The organism is Alterinioella sp. (genome assembly GCF_058343375.1).
Genome location: NZ_JBTUJH010000098.1, coordinates 16,769 through 33,098 on the forward strand (window position 1 = coordinate 16,769; position 16,330 = coordinate 33,098).

Annotated in this window: 18 protein-coding genes; 7 read left to right on the forward strand and 11 right to left on the reverse strand. The window is 63.2% G+C overall.

All coding sequences use genetic code 11. The features are described from left to right. Nucleotides 1–603 precede the first annotated feature (603 nt). Nucleotides 604–1,773 (reverse strand): cytochrome P450, encoded by a 1,170-nt coding sequence (locus ACW8PS_RS13760; RefSeq protein WP_491528061.1) that lies wholly within the window; start codon nt 1,771–1,773, stop codon nt 604–606. Between the two features lie 172 nt (nt 1,774–1,945). On the opposite strand from ACW8PS_RS13760, the gene ACW8PS_RS13765 reads away from it, so the two are divergent. Beyond that, complete coding sequence (locus ACW8PS_RS13765; RefSeq protein WP_491528062.1) at nt 1,946–2,536, forward strand: thymidine kinase; 591 nt, start codon at nt 1,946–1,948, stop codon at nt 2,534–2,536. A gap of 134 nt (nt 2,537–2,670) precedes the next feature. Here ACW8PS_RS13765 and ACW8PS_RS13770 read toward each other — a convergent pair whose 3' ends face one another. From ACW8PS_RS13770 to ACW8PS_RS13795, 6 genes are all read right to left on the reverse strand, one after another. Next, nucleotides 2,671–3,618 carry a 2-hydroxyacid dehydrogenase gene (locus ACW8PS_RS13770; protein WP_491528063.1) on the reverse strand — a complete coding sequence of 316 codons (948 nt, stop codon included), beginning with the start codon at nt 3,616–3,618 and terminating at the stop codon, nt 2,671–2,673. Continuing rightward, nucleotides 3,618–3,959, reverse strand: a complete 342-nt coding sequence (locus ACW8PS_RS13775) for a tRNA-binding protein (RefSeq protein ID WP_491528064.1) — start codon at nt 3,957–3,959, stop codon at nt 3,618–3,620. Before ACW8PS_RS13775 ends, ACW8PS_RS13770 begins: the two co-directional genes overlap by 1 nt. Nucleotides 3,960–3,964: 5 nt before the next feature. Continuing rightward, a complete protein-coding gene (gene proC, locus ACW8PS_RS13780; RefSeq protein ID WP_491528065.1) occupies nt 3,965–4,777 on the reverse strand; it encodes a pyrroline-5-carboxylate reductase in 813 nt (270 codons plus the stop codon). A 31-nt stretch (nt 4,778–4,808) separates the two neighbouring features. After that, on the reverse strand, nt 4,809–5,312 hold the full coding sequence (locus ACW8PS_RS13785) for a type III secretion system chaperone family protein (protein ID WP_491528066.1): 504 nt from the start codon (nt 5,310–5,312) through the stop codon (nt 4,809–4,811). Between the two features lie 236 nt (nt 5,313–5,548). Continuing rightward, the gene (locus ACW8PS_RS13790) at nt 5,549–5,752 is read right to left on the reverse strand and encodes a hypothetical protein (RefSeq protein WP_491528067.1); all 204 of its coding nucleotides are present in this window, start codon (nt 5,750–5,752) and stop codon (nt 5,549–5,551) included. 152 nt (nt 5,753–5,904) lie between these two features. After that, a complete protein-coding gene (locus ACW8PS_RS13795; RefSeq protein WP_491528068.1) occupies nt 5,905–6,150 on the reverse strand; it encodes an accessory factor UbiK family protein in 246 nt (81 codons plus the stop codon). 117 nt (nt 6,151–6,267) lie between these two features. Here ACW8PS_RS13795 and lgt point away from each other — a divergent pair, with 117 nt between their 5' ends. The 4 genes from lgt to ACW8PS_RS13815 all read left to right on the forward strand — a co-directional run bounded on the left by lgt (nt 6,268) and on the right by ACW8PS_RS13815 (nt 9,430). Then, complete coding sequence (gene lgt / locus ACW8PS_RS13800) at nt 6,268–7,194, forward strand: prolipoprotein diacylglyceryl transferase (RefSeq protein WP_491528069.1); 927 nt, start codon at nt 6,268–6,270, stop codon at nt 7,192–7,194. After that, entirely contained in the window at nt 7,191–8,258 is a 1,068-nt protein-coding gene (locus ACW8PS_RS13805) for a class I SAM-dependent methyltransferase (protein ID WP_491528070.1), read from the forward strand. Before lgt ends, ACW8PS_RS13805 begins: the two co-directional genes overlap by 4 nt. Nucleotides 8,259–8,261: 3 nt before the next feature. Further along, nucleotides 8,262–9,032 carry a peptidoglycan editing factor PgeF gene (pgeF, locus tag ACW8PS_RS13810; RefSeq protein WP_491528071.1) on the forward strand — a complete coding sequence of 257 codons (771 nt, stop codon included), beginning with the start codon at nt 8,262–8,264 and terminating at the stop codon, nt 9,030–9,032. Nucleotides 9,033–9,304: 272 nt separating this feature from the next. Beyond that, entirely contained in the window at nt 9,305–9,430 is a 126-nt protein-coding gene (locus tag ACW8PS_RS13815; RefSeq protein WP_491528072.1) for a hypothetical protein, read from the forward strand. 95 nt (nt 9,431–9,525) lie between these two features. Here the strand turns inward: ACW8PS_RS13815 and ACW8PS_RS13820 are convergent, their stop codons facing one another. Together ACW8PS_RS13820 and ACW8PS_RS13825 are read right to left on the reverse strand one after the other, a co-directional pair. After that, nucleotides 9,526–11,577 (reverse strand): tetratricopeptide repeat-containing sulfotransferase family protein, encoded by a 2,052-nt coding sequence (locus tag ACW8PS_RS13820; protein WP_491528073.1) that lies wholly within the window; start codon nt 11,575–11,577, stop codon nt 9,526–9,528. Between the two features lie 6 nt (nt 11,578–11,583). Further along, nucleotides 11,584–12,084, reverse strand: a complete 501-nt coding sequence (locus ACW8PS_RS13825) for an Lrp/AsnC family transcriptional regulator (RefSeq protein WP_491528074.1) — start codon at nt 12,082–12,084, stop codon at nt 11,584–11,586. A gap of 202 nt (nt 12,085–12,286) precedes the next feature. Between ACW8PS_RS13825 and trxB the strand changes: the two genes are divergently transcribed. Together trxB and ACW8PS_RS13835 are read left to right on the forward strand one after the other, a co-directional pair. Further along, the gene (gene trxB, locus ACW8PS_RS13830; protein ID WP_491528075.1) at nt 12,287–13,231 is read left to right on the forward strand and encodes a thioredoxin-disulfide reductase; all 945 of its coding nucleotides are present in this window, start codon (nt 12,287–12,289) and stop codon (nt 13,229–13,231) included. A 165-nt stretch (nt 13,232–13,396) separates the two neighbouring features. Continuing rightward, the gene (locus tag ACW8PS_RS13835) at nt 13,397–15,472 is read left to right on the forward strand and encodes a bifunctional sulfate adenylyltransferase/adenylylsulfate kinase (RefSeq protein ID WP_491528077.1); all 2,076 of its coding nucleotides are present in this window, start codon (nt 13,397–13,399) and stop codon (nt 15,470–15,472) included. 69 nt (nt 15,473–15,541) lie between these two features. Here ACW8PS_RS13835 and ACW8PS_RS13840 read toward each other — a convergent pair whose 3' ends face one another. Next, nucleotides 15,542–15,775, reverse strand: coding sequence for a DUF1150 family protein (locus tag ACW8PS_RS13840; RefSeq protein ID WP_491528078.1), 234 nt, complete (start codon nt 15,773–15,775; stop codon nt 15,542–15,544). Then, on the reverse strand, nt 15,768–16,196 hold the full coding sequence (locus ACW8PS_RS13845; RefSeq protein ID WP_491528079.1) for an Hsp20 family protein: 429 nt from the start codon (nt 16,194–16,196) through the stop codon (nt 15,768–15,770). Before ACW8PS_RS13845 ends, ACW8PS_RS13840 begins: the two co-directional genes overlap by 8 nt. Between the last annotated feature and the right edge of the window lie 134 nt (nt 16,197–16,330).

Below are 16,330 nucleotides of genomic sequence, written 5' to 3' on the forward strand. Positions count from 1 at the left end.
GGATCGCGCCAGCGATCCGAGGCCCTCGAAAACAAGGAGCGCTCCCGATGTTTCCTACAACAATGAAGGCCATGGTGCTGCACGATCACGGCGGCCTCGACCAATATAAATGGCGCGACGACTGACCGACACCCACGGCCCATCAGGTGCTGATCAAGGTCGCCGCCTGCGGTCTGAACAACACCGATGTGAACACCCGTTCCGGCTGGTATTCCAAGGCGGTGTCCGAAGCCACGACCGGCGCGACGCAAGCCGAACCCGACGCAGATGACCCCGCCTGGGGCAGCGCGCCCGTCCTGACGGGGTGGCCGGTCGCGGGGTTCAGCCACCAGGTGGTCAAGTCATCAAGATCACCCGCATCACCGTTTTCGACGTCGATATGTGGCCCAATCCGTCAAGATCGGCGGCGATGTCGATCGCGACATAGCCAGTTTCCGCGATGTTGAGGCCCCGCAGCCAAAGGGCGAGCGTATCCCTTACGATGCCAATCCCGGCTGAAGCCGGGCGCAGGCGCTCCGCGTGATGAAGGCGGCCAAGGATCCGGGCGTGATGTTTGAACAGCCTTGCGAAAGCCTCGATGATAGCGCCGCCCGCGGCGCAGGCTCAGGCGTCCCAGATAACGGGCACGCTCAGTGGCCCGCGAAATGCCCAGCCGCCGATCCGGGTGCCATCGAGCGGTTCGGCGCGCAATCGCGGCAGGCGGTCGAACAGCATCGGCAGGGCGATATCGGCAACCAGGCAGCGCGCCGCCCAGGCCCCGGCGCAATAATGCGGGCCGGCCCCGAAACTCACCGATGCGGTGGCATCCTGGGTGATGTCGAAATCATCGGGGCGCGCGAAATGGGCCGCATCGCGATTGCCGGACCCGAACATCAGAAATACCCGGTCATCGGGTTCGAAGGTGACGCCGTTCACCGTGTCAGCCTGCGCCACCCGGCGCGGTGACATGCCGATGGGCGATATCCAGCGGGAATATTCCTCGAAGGCGCGCAGCCAGCTGATGGTGCCATCCTTGACCAGGCGCAATTGCTCGGGATGGGTCATCAGCGCCCAGGCGGTGCCCGCGATGGCATCGCGCGGCTCATTCTGGCCCCCCGAAATCACCAGTTTGATATTGGCCCGGATCTGCGAATGCGACAGCCCCGCCTGCATCATCACCGACAAGATCGAATGGTCGGGGGCCGCGCGCAGAACCGGCATCCGGGTGTCGATATGGTTGTCGATCGAATTGGTGCAATCCTTGCAATTGATCTCGACCTCGATATCGCCCGCGTAATTGGCGCAGCCGTCGATCATGCCCTGGCTGACGCGGTCCATCTCGCGGTAGCTCATATTGGTCAGGCCGGTCAGCGATTTCAGCGCCTCGGCCGCGACCGGCATCGCGAAATCGGCGACCAGATCGCAGCCGCCTCGATCCTCCAGCTCATCCAGGATGACCGTGGTCGCAACCTTGAAATAGGCGCGCCAGACATCCTTGACCGTCTTTGGCGAAACCGCCGGAAAAATCGCCCGGCGCTCGGCCATATGGGCATCGCCATCCTTGCGCATCATGTTCTGCCCCATCAGATGCGTCATCAGCCCGTCGGGCTGATCCGAGGAAAAGATGTCAATGCGTTTTTCCTGGGTGAAAATATCGTCGCGCCGGGTGATCAGGGTCGCGCCAAGCTGTGGCACATAGGCAATGGGGGCGGTTTCGCGCATCTGTTTGAGGTCAGGATAGGGATCGGCCCAAAAGCCCGCCGGGTCGATATCATATTGCGGCGCGTCGGACATGGCCCCCCCTTTTTCTCCGATAGATCCGCAACAGGAGCTTGCGGCCCGGGTGCGGCTTTGGCACATCCTAGATCGTTTCCGGTTGACAGTGAATCGCTTTTCTCTGCCTCTCGCCGGTGGCTCGAACGCGAAAGCCGATACATCGGATCAAACGGAACCGGAAAAGCTGGATATGGCAAAACTGTTCTTCAATTACTCGACGATGAATGCAGGAAAATCGACGCTGCTGTTGCAGGCCTCGTATAATTACATCGAACGCGGCATGCAGACCTATCTGATGACGGCGAATTTCGATGACCGGGCCGGAAAGGGCCAGATAGGCAGCCGAATCGGCATTGCCGCCGAGGCCGATACCTATTCAACGTCGAGCGACCTGTTTGCAATGATCGCCGCCCGTCTGGCCGATGGTCCCTGTGCCTGCGTGCTGGTCGATGAGGCGCAATGGCTGACCCGCGATCAGGTCTGGCAACTGGCCCGCGCGGTCGATGATCTGGGCGTGCCGGTGATGTGCTATGGGCTGCGGGTCGATTTTCGCGGTGAGCTGTTTCCGGGGTCTGCGGCATTGCTGGCGCTGGCCGATGAAATGCGCGAAGTGCGCACCATCTGCCATTGCGGCAAGAAGGCCACGATGGTGATCCGGGTGGATGAAAACGGCGACGCGGTGCGGACCGGGGCGCAGGTCGAGGTTGGTGGCAATGACCGCTATGTTTCGCTGTGCCGGGCCCATTTCAGGGAAGCGGTCGGGGACCGGCCGAAAGCGTGAAACCGGGGCGTGGCCGGGTCGGGTCGGGGTCGACGCGCCTGCGGCGCGCCGACCGGTCGGGGGGCCAGCCCCCCAAACCCCCCGAGGTATTTTCACCAAGATGAAAGATGCAGAACGGGGTGGTCCATCGGCCTTCAGACCGGGTTCAGGAGGGGTTGATTTTCGGCGAAGGCCACCGCATTGGCCAGCGCCATCTGACCCATCGCCTCGCGCACTTCAAGTGCTGCCGTGCCCAGATGCGGCAACAGCGTGACATTCTCCATTTCTATCAATGCCTCGGGCACTTTTGGCTCGAATTCATAGACATCGAGACCCGCCCCGCCCAACTGGCCTGCCTGCAAAGCCGCAATCAGCGCCGCCTCATCGATGATATCGCCGCGTGCGATATTCACCAATATGGCGTGCGGTTGCATCATGGCCAGCGCCCGGGCGTCGATCAGGTGACGGGTTTCCGGCGCGGCGGGAACCGCGACGACGATGATATCGCAGCCGGCCATCAGATCGGGCAGGTCCATATATGTTGCAGGGAAATCGAGCGTCTTTTCACTGCGGCTGGCATAGGCGATCTGCATCCCGAAGCCAAAATGGCAGCGCCGTGCTACGGCCTGTCCGATGCGTCCCATGCCGATGATGCCGAGCCGTTTGCCGGTGACGTGCAGCCCCAGCATCTGCACCGGGTGCCAGCCGGTCCAGGCACCTGCGCGCAGCAGCCGTTCGCCTTCGCCGGCGCGCCGCGCCGTCATCAGGATCAGCGTCATGGCGATATCGGCGGTCGCATCTGTCACCGCCCCCGGCGTGTTGGTCACCGCGATGCCTTTGGCATGGGCGGCTGCCACATCAATATGGTTGTAGCCGACGCCGAAATTGGCGATCAGGCGGCGGCGCGGCACTTTGACCGCTTCGAAAACGCGCGCCGTCAGCGCATCGCCAAGCGTGACCAGCATGACATCATGATCAGCCAGCGCGGCGATACATTCCTCCTCGGACATCGGGCCGGTGCCGTTTCGCGCGGTGACATCAAAACGGGTCTTTGCCGCCGCCATCACCGATGCCGGCAGGGCGCGGGAAATCAGCATCCGCATCAGTGCATCCGCCCGCCGATGGGCACCACCTGATCCGGGGCGATCAGGACGATCTCGCCGCGCGCATCAGGCAGGCCGAGCACCAGGATCTCGGAGCGCATCGGACCGATCTGGCGGGGCGGGAAGTTGACCACTGCCATGACCTGACGGCCAATCAGATCCTCGGGCGCGTAATGCGCCGTGATCTGGGCCGAGGATTTTCGCACCCCCAGGTCGCCACCGAAATCAACCCAGAGCTTGATCGCCGGTTTGCGCGCTTCGGGAAAGGGCTCGGCCCGGACCACGGTGCCGACCCGGATATCGACCTTAAGGAAATCATCAAAACCAATCTCATCGCTCATTGACGCTAGCCTTTCAATGCGCGCGACCGGCCCGCGGCCGCAGCCACGGTGGCGCGCATCAGCGGGGCCAGGCCGGTGCGCGCATCCATCAGGACCTCAAGCCCGGCCTGGGTGGTGCCATTGGGCGAGGTGACATTGATGCGCAGCTGTTGCGGGGTCTCATCGGAGGCCTCGGCCAATGCGCCCGCGCCGGCAACGGTGGCCCGCGCCAATTGCATCGCCAGCGCATCGGGCAGGCCCTCGGCGCGGGCCGCATCCGCCAGCGTGTCGATCATGTAGAACACATAGGCCGGGCCGGAGCCGGAAACGCCAGTGACCGCGTCGATCTGATCTTCGGTTTGCAGGCGCACCACCTGCCCGACGGCCGATAATAGCGCCTCGGCCAGATCAATATCGCCCGGCCCGGCCGCGTCATTGCCGATGATCGCCGTGATCCCCTTGCCGATCGCGGCGGGTGTATTGGGCATGGCGCGAATGATCCGGGTGCCCTGACCGAGCACGGCCTCAAACACCGCGATTGGCGTGCCCGCCGCGACCGAGACAATCAATGTGCCGCCGCCGCCGACCGGTTTCAGCTGCGGCAGGGCTGTGTCCATGAATTGCGGCTTGACCGCGACGATGGCAACCGCGGGATTGTCGGGAAGGCCGGCATTTATCTGCATCCCCTGGGCCTGCACCCAATCAGATGGGTGTGGGTCAATGACCCAGACCGATTCGGGTGCCAAGCCACCGGCCAACCAGCCCTCGAGCATCGCCTGGCCCATCTTGCCGCAGCCCAGCATCACCAGGCCGCGCGCCTTGATATCTTTGAAACTCATCCCATCCCCCGGCTTTAATCGCCGGTCAAGGTTAGGCCCGGCCGTAGGTCTCTGCAATGGCAACCTGCATCGCCTGTTCGGGGGTGTTGTCGCCCCAACAGGCCAGTTGGAAGGCCGGGTAATACCGTTCTGCGGCCAACACGGCGGTTTCGACCATGCAGGCGATCTGATCCGGGCTGGCCATCTGATCACCCGCCAGCACCAGACCGTAGCGATACACCATCAGCCGCTGCGCATGCCAATAGCTGAAGGCCCCGGCCCAACATCTGTCATTGGTCAGGTTCAGCACTTCATAGAGTGCGGGCAGCTTGCCTTCGGGTGGTTCCATGTCGAAGGTGCAGATCATCCGCAGCGTTTCGTCATGGGCAGACCAGGCCAGCGTCACCGAATAGGTGCGCCACTGCCCTTCGATGGCCATTGCGATCTGATCATCGGCAACCCGGTCGAAATCCCAGTCATGATGGGTCGCCAGGGTTTCAACGATGTCGATGGGATGAAGGTCGTCGACCTCCAGATACTGCTCGGATAGTGACATTGCCCAGGCCTCTTTTTTCGTTGGCAGCCCCGGTAAAGCGGCAGATCCGAGGATCCGCACGCCCTACTAGAAGCTGGGTGCCTCTACTATGGGTCGCCGGGGCAAACCCGACCCCATACCAGATATGGTGGAGGGTCAGGGCCATTCTGTAAAGCAGTAATTTCAGAAGATCACGGTCAAAAGGGCCGCGGGCGCGACCTATCCACAGATTTCTCAGGGGGGGATCGAACCGGTTGTCAGGTTCGCGGTTGTGGCAGGTTGCGGTCGCGTCGGCCGCTGCCCGGATATGTGCGAACCGTGTCCAAGGGGGCCACCGCGTCCTGCGCGAAGTCGCGCACGCGCCGCTGAACGCGGCCCCGGATCCAGGGCAGCGCGACGACCACGGCCAGTAATATGGCGAAAACAAGAATGAGACTGATATAAGTGCTGAGACCGAACATGATCGCTTTCGTGGGGCTGTGGCAGACAGGGCGCAACCGCGCTTGCAACCACATTACCTCTGCAACCGCGCCGTTGGCGGGCTGAAATCGGTCATTTCAAGGGCATTCGGGCATTTCGCGGAAACAAAGGGTTTCCATCACATGGGCGGAACTCAGCCCTTTTTGCCTTCCAGCGCGTCGATCCGGGCCTTCAGCGCCTCGTTTTCCTCGCGCGCTTTCTGGGCCATCGCGCGCACCGCGTCAAATTCATCGCGGGTGACGAAATCACGATCGGCCAGCCAGCGGTCCATCACCGATTTCACGGCCGTCTCGGCCTCATCCTTCGCGCCCTGAGCCACGCCCATTGCGTTGGTCATCAACTGACTTATATCTTCCATGATCTTGTTGCGGGTCTGCATGGGTATGGCTCCTGTCGCTTGGGTCTTCATATGGCCCTTTCGCCGCCCGGCATCAAGGTTGACATCGCCGCAGCGCGCGGCCATCCAACCAGTGCTTAACCCAAAGGCAGGGCCACCATGTTACCAGCAGCGATCCCGTTTCCCAATATCTCACCCAATCTGTTTTCAATTGATCTTGGCTTCATGGAGTTTGCGCTGCGCTGGTATGCGCTGGCTTATATCGCCGGGCTGGTGATCGGCTGGCGGGTTGTAACGCGCGCGGTGCGGCGCCCGGCCTTGTGGCCGCGTGATACCGCACCGATGACGGCCGAGCATGTCGAGAGCCTGCTGACCTGGGTGATTCTGGGTGTCATCCTGGGCGGCAGGCTTGGCTATGTGATATTCTATCAGCCGGCCTATTATCTGCAAAACCCGGCCGAGATTCTGCAAATCTGGCAGGGCGGCATGTCCTTTCATGGTGGGTTTCTGGGTGTTGTGGTTGCGGGGCTGATCTTTTGTCGGCTCAACCGGCTGCCGATGGCGCAGGTGGGCGATGCCATGGCCATGGTGGCGCCCGTCGGGCTGTTTTTCGGGCGGCTGGCGAATTTCATCAATGCCGAGCTGTGGGGCCGGCCCACCGATGCGCCCTGGGGGGTGATTTTTCCGGGCTTTGCGGCGCAGGATTGCGCCGGCCCCGAGGGGCTGGTCGATCTGGCGGGCACGCTGGTCTGCGCGCGGCACCCGTCGCAGCTTTATGAGGCCGTGCTGGAGGGGCTGATCCTGGGCGCGGTCCTGTTCTATCTGGCCTGGCGGCGCGGCGCGCTGAAGGTTCCCGGTCAGGTCATGGGGCTGTTTATTGCGGGCTATGGTCTTGGCCGGTTCATCATCGAGTTTTACCGGCAGGCGGATGCCCAGTTCATCACCCCCGACAATCCGATGGGCTATGTCCTGTCCGTGGGCCAGGCCGGGCTTTCGATGGGCCAGATCCTGTCGCTGCCGATGCTGGTCGGCGGGCTGCTTATCGTGGTTTATGCCCGCAGTCTGGCGCGCAGACAGACGGCATGACAGCGCTATCAGAGGCGCTGATTTCACGGATCACGCGAACCGGGCCGCTATCGGTTGCCGAGTATATGGCCGAATGCCTGCTGCATCCGGTGCATGGCTATTATACCACGCGCGACCCCCTGGGGGCGGCAGGTGATTTCACCACCGCCCCCGAAATTTCGCAGATGTTCGGCGAGCTTATCGGCCTGTGGCTGGCGCAGGTCTGGATCGATCAGGGCGCGCCGGGGGAATTCGCGCTGGCCGAATTTGGCCCCGGTCGCGGCACGCTTTTGGCCGATGCCCTGCGCGCCACCGCCCGCGTGCCGGGGTTTCACGCCGCAATGCGCCTGCATCTGGTCGAGGTCTCGCCCAGCCTGCGCGCGCGCCAGAGTGCCGCCCTTGATGGCCACGAAATCACCTTTCACGACCATCCCGGAACCCTGCCCGAGATGCCGGTATTCCTGATCGCGAATGAGTTCTTTGACGCCCTGCCGATCCGCCAGTTTCAGCGCGGCCCCAATGCCTGGCACGAACGTCAGATCGGTGTCGAGGAGGGCGCGCTGGTCTGGGGTCTGGGCCCCGAAACCCCCGTTGCCGCGATCGGCGATCGGCTGGCCGGCACGCAGGAAGGCCAGATCGTCGAACATAACAGCGCCGCGCTGCCCATTATCCAGGATATCGGCCGCCTGATTGCCAGCCATGGCGGGGCGGCGCTGATCATCGATTATGGCGATGAATTCAGCATTGGCGACACGTTGCAGGCGGTGCAGGGCCACGCCCCGGTCGATGTGCTGGCAAGCCCCGGGCAGGCCGACCTGAGCGCGCATGTGGCCTTTGCGCCGCTGGCGCGGGCCGCCGCACCGGCGCTTGCCTCGGAGCTGACCCCGCAGGGTGTGTTTCTGGAACGGCTCGGCATCACCGCGCGCGCCGAAGCGCTTGCCAGATCGCTTGGCGGCGATGCGCTGGACGATCATATCGCGGCACACAGACGCTTGACGCACCCGGCAGAAATGGGAACGCTCTTCAAAGTGCTGGCCCTGACCCCATCAGACAGCCCGCCGCCGCCCGGATTGGAGCCCGCCTGAGCCATGACCGCCGTCCCGCATCTGGAGATCATTACGTCTGACCTGCTGGCAGGCCTCCGGCACGGTTTCTTCACCCGGCGCGGCGGCGCGTCCTCGGGCATCTTCCGGGGCCTCAACTGCGGCATCGGCTCATCGGATCAGACCGCGATCGTCGATATGAACCGGGCCCGGGTTGCCAATGCCATGCAGGTGCCGCTGGCCCGGCTGGTCACTGTCCACCAGACCCATTCCGATATCGCCGTGGTGGTCAGGAACACGCAGCCCGAACCCCGGCCCGAGGCCGATGCCATCGTCACCGCCACCCCCGGCACCGCCATTGCCATTCTGACCGCCGATTGCCAGCCGGTTCTGCTGGCCGATCAGGCGGCGGGTGTGATCGGCGCGGCGCATGCCGGCTGGCGCGGGGCGCTGGATGGTATTCTGGACACGACATTGGATCGGATGGAGAAGCTGGGGGCCAAACGCGCCAATATCCACGCCGTCATCGGCCCCTCGATCAGCCAGCGTGCCTATGAGGTTGGCCCCGAATTGGTCGAACGCTTCATTGATGAAGACCGCGACAATACCCGGTTTTTCGCCAATGGCCGCGGTGACCGCTATCTTTTTGACCTGCCGGGCTATGGTCTGGCGCGGTTGCGCGCTGCCGGTGTCGGTCAGGCCGAATGGACCCGCCATTGCACCTTCTCGGATGCCGACAGGTTCTTTTCCTATCGCCGCGCCACGCAGCGCGGCGAGGCTGATTACGGGCGACTCATTTCCGCGATTCGGCTCTGATATCCGGGGCAGATCCGCCAAATTTAATGCGCTATGGGGCAAATTTGGGCGCAGTTGGGGCAGGCCCCGCCGCATTGGTGCCCGGATTGACGCAAGGCGCGCGCCAAAAACCCAAGGATTACAGGTGAAAACACTGCCACATTTTTGCCCCGGGGATTTACCGGAAATTAGGGGCTTGGCCGTAACACTGCCCGAAAGTTCCGCCAGAGTGTCCGCAACCCGCAAAACGGGATTGGCAAAGCCCAGAAGGGCAATGAATAAGGACATGAGCAATGACAAAACGGCGCTGGATGGAACGGGTTCTGGAAGAAAGCCGGAAAGAACCGATTGAGATGCCCTGGGCACGCGGCAAACGCAATCGCGCCCGGATGGCGGCCCGCGCGGCCCAAACCGCGTAGGCCCGGCCAGACCGGCAGGGACGACCAGAATGCAGGCGGCTAAAATGGCCGCCTTTTTTCTGTTTCCGGCCATTCCGGGTGCCGGGCACCGCAGGTTACAGCGTCACCGGCTTTTCCAGCGCCTCGAAAAGCGGTGCCAGCTCATTTTCATAGCGTTTCCACGCCGCAACCGAGCCGCGATAGATCGGCTGTCGCACCTGCGCAAAGCTGAGCGTTGCCACGGACCGCGTCGCCTTGTGCGGTGCCAGGCAGGCGTCCTGCCATTCCAGCCCGGCGGCGGCCACAAGATCGCGGATGACCGGTTCGGGATCGGCGGTCAGCGCCTCATACTCCACCACATGCACCTTGTCGGGCATCTCATTGCCCCAAAACTCCACAAAGGCGTCATGCTGGCGGATAAAGCGGCCAATATCGCCAAGGTCAGTGGCATAGAGATGCGCCCCCGGCGTGAACATGTTGCGATAGATCGACAGGCCGACATCGCGCGGGTCACGTTTCAGCACGATGAACCGCGCATTGGGCAGCGCCATCGCCGCCAGCCCGATCCGGGCATAGGTCGATATCGCCTTGTCGGTGAAAATGGGTTCGGTGCCGGTGCGCCGCCTGGCCGTGGCAATATAATCCTGCCCGGCAGTGACCAGGGCATCGTCGACCCGGTCCGGGGCCAGTTTGGCCATATCGATCACGCGTGCCAGCGCTTTCGTCAAATAGGGCAATTCACCGCCCGCTGTCACCATGCTGTGGGCCGACAGGATGGTCTCGACCAGCGTCGTTCCCGAGCGCGCCATGCCGGTGACGAAAATCGGCGCATCCTGCGGCGCAGCGCCCGCCAGATCGCGGCCCTTGAGCACGCGGTAGGCATCCATGACCGCCTGAACATGGGCGCGCTCATTCTCGAACCGGTAGGGAAACTCGGATTTCATCAGCCGATTGGCGCGATGCAAATGGCCAAATACCTCATCATACCGGCCCAGATCCTCAAGCGCCTTGGCCATGGCAAAAGCCAGGGATCGGCGCGACGCGGTCGGAAGCGACAGATCACCCACCCGCGCCTGCAACACCGGCAGGATCGGATCATCCGCGGCCAGTTTGCCACCGCCGACATAGGACAGGATGGCTTCGGCGGCGTCAGGGCTGGCGGAGATGGCCTGCATCAAAACCGGGCGCGCAGCGTCGAAATCACCCCCCGTTTGCAGCAACTGGCCGTGCAGGGTTGCCATGTCGGTATTGCCGGGATCACGGGCCCGCGCCGCCTTGACCAGGGTCAGGGCGGCATCGACATCGCCTTCGTTCGACATCGCCAAGGCCAATCGCCCCCTGGTGATCGCCGGTGCGCCCGCCGCAATCGCCTTTTCAACCACGCGCACGGCCGCTTTCGGGCGGCGCAGCGCGGCCAGGGCCATGGCGTGATCGCTCAACAGGCGCGGGCCAGGCCGGCCGCTGGCACCGGCCCGCGCCAAGACCTGTTCCGCCGCGCCATCGCGGCAGGTGTCGCGCAGCAAACGCGCCAGCGGTATGGCCACATCCGCCCCGAGGGTTTTGGCCGCCAACAGGGCCTCTTCGCTGCGAAAGACCTGCCCCATATTCAACAGCACTTCGCCCAACAGCATCTGTGCCATCGGGCTGGACGGGTCGCGTTCCACCGCCTTTTCAAGCGCCGGCAGGGCCTGGCCCCATTTGCTCTGCGCCGCCCGTGCCGCACCAAGCGCCAGTGCCGGGCGTGCGGCGTCGGGAAATTTGCGCACCAGCGCCAGCGCTTCGGCCTCGGCGGCCTCAGCCTGTCCGCCCCGCACCCGGGCCAGCAGCGCCGCGATGTCGGGCTCTCCATCCAGGGTCATGCCCGCCCGCGCCGCCTCTGCCCGCAATTTATTCAGCGCAGCCCCGCGCAGGGTCCTGGCCAGCGCGGCCCAGATCGCAGGCTCCTGCGGGCGCGCTTTCAGCGCCTTGCGCAGCGCCGCCTCGGCCTTGGCCCGGTTGCCGCGCGCGGCATGGATCTGGCCAATCTGAAACTGCGCCTCGGCCAGATCGGGGCGCAGGGTCAGAACCTGCGTATAAAGCGCCAGCGCCGCATCCAGACGCCCTGCCTTTTGCGCCGCCATCGCCTGTGCGTATATGGCTTTGACGCGGGCCGGATTGATTGGCAGCATTGGGCCCTACTCCCGGTTCGAAATCAGGCTTTCCAGCACATCGAACGGCACGCCGGGATCATCCTTGGCGGGCCGGATCACCAGCGAGGTGCGCACCGAGGCCACATTGTCGGCCGCCGTCAACTGCTCGGTCAGAAAACTCTGGAAACCGCTGAGGTCGGGGGCCACGCATTTCAGGATGAAATCGATGTCGCCGTTCAGCATGTGGCATTCGCGCACCAGGGGCCAGGCGCGGCAGCGATCCTCAAAGGCGACCAGATCGGCCTCGGCCTGGCTGTGCAGGCCGACCATGGCGAAAACCTGCACCTCGAACCCCAACAGGCGCGGGTTCACATCGGCATGATAGCCGCGGATATAGCCCTGTTCCTCCAGCGTGCGGACCCGGCGCAGGCAGGGCGGCGCTGAAATGCCCACCCGGCTGGCCAGTTCCACATTGGTCATGCGGCCATCGCCCTGCAATTCGGCCAGGATCATGCGGTCGGTCTGATCGAGTTTGGCTCCGGGCATATGCGGCGGACCTCCGTTGGGGTTGGGTTTAACATTCCTGATGTCTTCAATGCCCCTTGCGCAAGATTATTACAAGGGGGCGCAAGATGTGAAATGAATCTTCGCCGATTGCAAGCGGCAGAATGCCCCCTTCCCTTGCCGGTCCGGCCTCTCTATATCGCCTCTGACAGCCTGTTCATCCCCTGCCGAGGTGCCTCCTGCCATGTCTGAAACCCGTCACACAAGCGTTTTGATCATCGGCTCCGGCCCGGCCGGGTATACGGCCGCAATTTACGCCAGCCGCGCCATGCTGGAGCCTGTTCTGGTGCAGGGGATCGAGCCGGGCGGCCAGCTGACCACCACCACCGAAGTGGAGAACTGGCCGGGCGATACCGAAGTGCAGGGCCCTGATCTGATGATCCGGATGGAGGCCCATGCCAGGGCGGTGGGCTGTGACATCATCGGCGATATCATCACCGATCTGGACATCTCGAAACGTCCCTTCACCGCCACCGGCGACAGCGGCACCACCTATACCGCCGACGCGGTGATCCTGGCCACCGGCGCGCGGGCGAAATGGCTGGGGCTGCCATCCGAGGAGGCTTATAAGGGCTTCGGCGTCTCGGCCTGCGCCACCTGCGACGGGTTCTTTTATCGCGGCATGGAGATCGTGGTGATCGGCGGCGGCAACACGGCGGTCGAAGAGGCGCTGTTTCTGACCAAATTCGCCTCCAAGGTGACGCTGATCCACCGCCGCGATGAATTGCGCGCCGAAAAGATCCTGCAACACCGGCTGCTCAAGCACCCCAAGATCACGCCGCTGTGGTTTCACGAGTTGGAAGAAGTGATCGGCACCGACGATCCCAAAGGGGTCGAGGCGGTGCGCGTGCGCCATGTCAAGACCGGCGAGATAACCCAGATCCCCTGTAAGGGCGTCTTTATTGCCATTGGCCATGCGCCCGCATCGGAACTGGTCAAGGATGCTCTGGAAACCCATAATGGCGGCTATGTGGTGGTCGAGCCCGGATCGACCCGCACCACGATCCCCGGTGTGTTCGCCGCCGGTGATCTGACCGACCATATCTACCGTCAAGCCGTGACCAGCGCCGGCATGGGCTGCATGGCGGCGCTGGATGCCGAGAAGTTTCTGGCCGAACAGGACGGCTGAGGCCGGAGACAGACCAAAGAACGCCCCCTGAACCCGTTGCCACGGGGTTTTTCGCGTTGCAGATGCGTCACGCTGGCGAAAATTCCCGATGCCGGGCAATTGGCTCTTTTCTGCGGGTGCAGGATATGAGATGTGTTCATCGATGAACATACTTCGAGACCCGCCATGCCCGCCCGCCAGACCGCACCACCCCTGCCCGACGACGACCTGCTCTTTCGCCTCCTGCGCCAGCTTGACACGGCACCGGACGCCGCGCAGCGGGCGACGGCCGCAGCGCTCGATATCTCGCTCGGGCGGCTCAACGCGCTGCTGCGCGGCGTGGCCGAGGCCGGGCTGGTCAAGATCACCGACCGTCCGGGACCAGACCGGCGCCAGCGCTTTGCCTATGCGCTGACCTCGCGCGGGGCGGCCGAAAAGGCCCGCCTCACCGACCGGTTTCTGGCCCGTAAACTTGCCGATTACGACCGCCTCCACGCCGAGCTGACCGGCGCGGCGAGCGGCCTTCTTTCCCTAAAGCACAGGACCCAAACCATGCAAAACCACCTGTCCCCGATTCAGGAGCTTTATGTCTCGCCCGACTCGGCGCAAAAGCTCAAGCGCGAGGCCGCCGATCTGGTCTCCTGGGATCTGACGCCGCGCCAGATCTGCGACATCGAATTGCTGATGAATGGCGGCTTCAGCCCGCTCAAGGGGTTCATGACCGAAACCGATTATACAAGCGTCGTGGAAAACATGCGTCTGGCCGATGGTGCGCTGTGGCCGATGCCGATCACGCTGGATGTGTCCGAGGAATTTGCCGCCACGGTCGAGCCCGGCCAGGATATCGCGCTGCGCGATCGCGAAGGTGTCATCCTGGCGATCCTGTCGCTGGATGACAAATACCTGCCCGACAAGGCGCGCGAGGCTGAAATGGTGTTCGGGGCCGATGACATCGCGCATCCGTCGGTGAATTACCTGCACAATATCGCGGGGCCGGTCTATCTGGGGGGGGCCATTACCGGCATCGCGCCGCCGATGCATTATGATTTCCGCGCCCGCCGCGATACGCCCAACGAATTGCGCGCCTATTTCCGCAAACTGGGCTGGCGCCGCATCGTCGCCTTTCAAACCCGCAACCCGCTGCACCGCGCGCATCAGGAACTGACCTTCCGCGCCGCCAAGGAAACCCAGGCCAACCTGCTGATTCACCCGGTTGTCGGCCTGACCAAACCCGGCGATATCGACCATTTCACCCGCGTGCGCTGCTACGAGGCGGTGCTGGATCAATACCCGTCCTCAACCACCACGATGAGCCTTTTGACCCTTGCCATGCGCATGGCCGGCCCGCGTGAGGCCGTATGGCACGGGCTGATCCGCAAGAACCATGGCTGCACCCATCTGATTGTCGGGCGCGACCATGCCGGGCCGGGCAAGAACAGCCAGGGCGAGGATTTCTACGGCCCCTATGAGGCGCAGGATCTGTTCCGCACCCATCAGGCGGAAATGGGCATCGAGATGGTCGATTTCAAACACATGGTCTATGTCCAGGACCGGGCCCAGTATGAACCCAATGATGAAATCGCGGACCGCGAAAACGTGACTGTTCTCAACATCTCCGGCACCGAGCTGCGCCGGCGTCTCTCTGAAGGGCTGGAGATCCCGGAATGGTTCTCGTTCCCTGCCGTCGTCAGCGAATTGCGCCGCACCCGGCCGGCGCGCTCCAACCAGGGCTTTACCGTCTTTTTCACCGGCCTGTCAGGGTCCGGCAAATCCACCATCGCCAATGCGATGATGGTCAAGCTGATGGAACAGGGCGGGCGCCCGGTGACCCTGCTCGATGGCGATATCGTGCGCAAACACCTGTCTTCCGAGCTTGGATTTTCCAAGGAACATCGTGACATCAACATCCGCCGCATCGGATATGTCGCCTCCGAGATCACCAAAAACGGCGGCATTGCGATTTGCGCACCAATTGCGCCCTATACCGCAACCCGGCGCGCGGTGCGTGAAATGATCGAAAGCTTTGGCTCCTTCATTGAGGTGCATGTTGCCACCAGCCTTGAGGAATGCGAACGCCGCGACCGCAAGGGCCTGTATAAACTGGCACGCGAAGGCAAGATCAAGGAATTCACCGGCATCTCGGACCCCTATGAGGCACCCACAAATGCTGAACTGGTGGTCGAAACCGAGGGCGTGGATGTGGATAGTTGCGCGCAGCAGGTGCTGTTGAAGCTCGAATCGATGGGGCTGATCACCGCCTGATCGGGCCGCGATTTACGGCCCGGCACAGGAAAACCCAGTGCCGGGCCGATCGCGCGAGGCCAGAGCCCATCAATGAACGCTGACCGGCTTCATGTCATTCTGGCGCGCAACCACAAAGGCCAGCTCCCGGTCGCGGACCAGGGCCAGTTGCTCGCCGTCTTCATTGCCGATGGCGTAGAGCTGCTTCAGCCCCGCCCCTTCGGCCTGGGCGCGGATGTCATCGGGCAAATCCGCAACATCGACCTGCCGGACATAGACAATGGGACGCTCGCCCGGCCGCGCAAAGGGTTTCGGTTCATGCATCGCTTTGCCCTCCGGCATTGATCTCAATGGTCTGGATCACATTATCGGGAACGGCGCGCTTCAGCTCGATATGCAACAGCCCGTGCTCCATTGACGCACCGGCCACATCGACACCTTCCGCCAGCACGAATGACCGCTGGAACTGACGCGCCGCAATACCGCGATGCAGGAACACGCGGGTGTCGTCTTCGTCGCTCTGCCGGCCCCGGATCACCAGTTGCCGGTCCTCGACCGTGATCGACAGATCGCCTTCGGCAAAGCCTGCAACCGCCAGCGTGATGCGGTAGGCATTATCGCCGTTTTGTTCTATATTGTAAGGCGGGTAGCCGTCATTGCCGGATTTGGCAGTGCGTTCCACCAGCCGCTCCAGTTGGTCAAATCCCAACAAGAAAGGGTATGATCCCAGGGTCAGTTTCGTCATCAGGCACATCCTTTGGCAAGCGATCTGCGGGTCTCGGCCCCGTTTTGGCGGCCAATGCTGGTAATATGGGGGGGGCCTCGCTGCTCTGCAAGACGTTGAACGCTTTGCCATGCAGGGCAAATCCGGTATCGTCC

Bases quoted from the DNA above. Each gene is read 5' to 3' on its own strand.
- ACW8PS_RS13790 (WP_491528067.1), bottom strand. From the start codon at position 5,752: ATGTTCGGTCTCAGCACTTATATCAGTCTCATTCTTGTTTTCGCCATA.
- ACW8PS_RS13835 (WP_491528077.1), top strand. From the start codon at position 13,397: ATGCCCGCCCGCCAGACCGCACCACCCCTGCCCGACGACGACCTGCTC.
- ACW8PS_RS13820 (WP_491528073.1), bottom strand. From the start codon at position 11,577: ATGCTGCCAATCAATCCGGCCCGCGTCAAAGCCATATACGCACAGGCG.
- trxB (WP_491528075.1), top strand. From the start codon at position 12,287: ATGTCTGAAACCCGTCACACAAGCGTTTTGATCATCGGCTCCGGCCCG.
- pgeF (WP_491528071.1), top strand. From the start codon at position 8,262: ATGACCGCCGTCCCGCATCTGGAGATCATTACGTCTGACCTGCTGGCA.
- ACW8PS_RS13825 (WP_491528074.1), bottom strand. From the start codon at position 12,084: ATGCCCGGAGCCAAACTCGATCAGACCGACCGCATGATCCTGGCCGAA.
- ACW8PS_RS13845 (WP_491528079.1), bottom strand. From the start codon at position 16,196: ATGACGAAACTGACCCTGGGATCATACCCTTTCTTGTTGGGATTTGAC.
- ACW8PS_RS13760 (WP_491528061.1), bottom strand. From the start codon at position 1,773: ATGTCCGACGCGCCGCAATATGATATCGACCCGGCGGGCTTTTGGGCC.
- ACW8PS_RS13805 (WP_491528070.1), top strand. From the start codon at position 7,191: ATGACAGCGCTATCAGAGGCGCTGATTTCACGGATCACGCGAACCGGG.
- ACW8PS_RS13775 (WP_491528064.1), bottom strand. From the start codon at position 3,959: ATGAGCGATGAGATTGGTTTTGATGATTTCCTTAAGGTCGATATCCGG.
- ACW8PS_RS13770 (WP_491528063.1), bottom strand. From the start codon at position 3,618: ATGCGGATGCTGATTTCCCGCGCCCTGCCGGCATCGGTGATGGCGGCG.
- ACW8PS_RS13815 (WP_491528072.1), top strand. From the start codon at position 9,305: ATGACAAAACGGCGCTGGATGGAACGGGTTCTGGAAGAAAGCCGGAAA.
- ACW8PS_RS13840 (WP_491528078.1), bottom strand. From the start codon at position 15,775: ATGCATGAACCGAAACCCTTTGCGCGGCCGGGCGAGCGTCCCATTGTC.
- ACW8PS_RS13795 (WP_491528068.1), bottom strand. From the start codon at position 6,150: ATGCAGACCCGCAACAAGATCATGGAAGATATAAGTCAGTTGATGACC.
- ACW8PS_RS13765 (WP_491528062.1), top strand. From the start codon at position 1,946: ATGGCAAAACTGTTCTTCAATTACTCGACGATGAATGCAGGAAAATCG.
- proC (WP_491528065.1), bottom strand. From the start codon at position 4,777: ATGAGTTTCAAAGATATCAAGGCGCGCGGCCTGGTGATGCTGGGCTGC.
- ACW8PS_RS13785 (WP_491528066.1), bottom strand. From the start codon at position 5,312: ATGTCACTATCCGAGCAGTATCTGGAGGTCGACGACCTTCATCCCATC.
- lgt (WP_491528069.1), top strand. From the start codon at position 6,268: ATGTTACCAGCAGCGATCCCGTTTCCCAATATCTCACCCAATCTGTTT.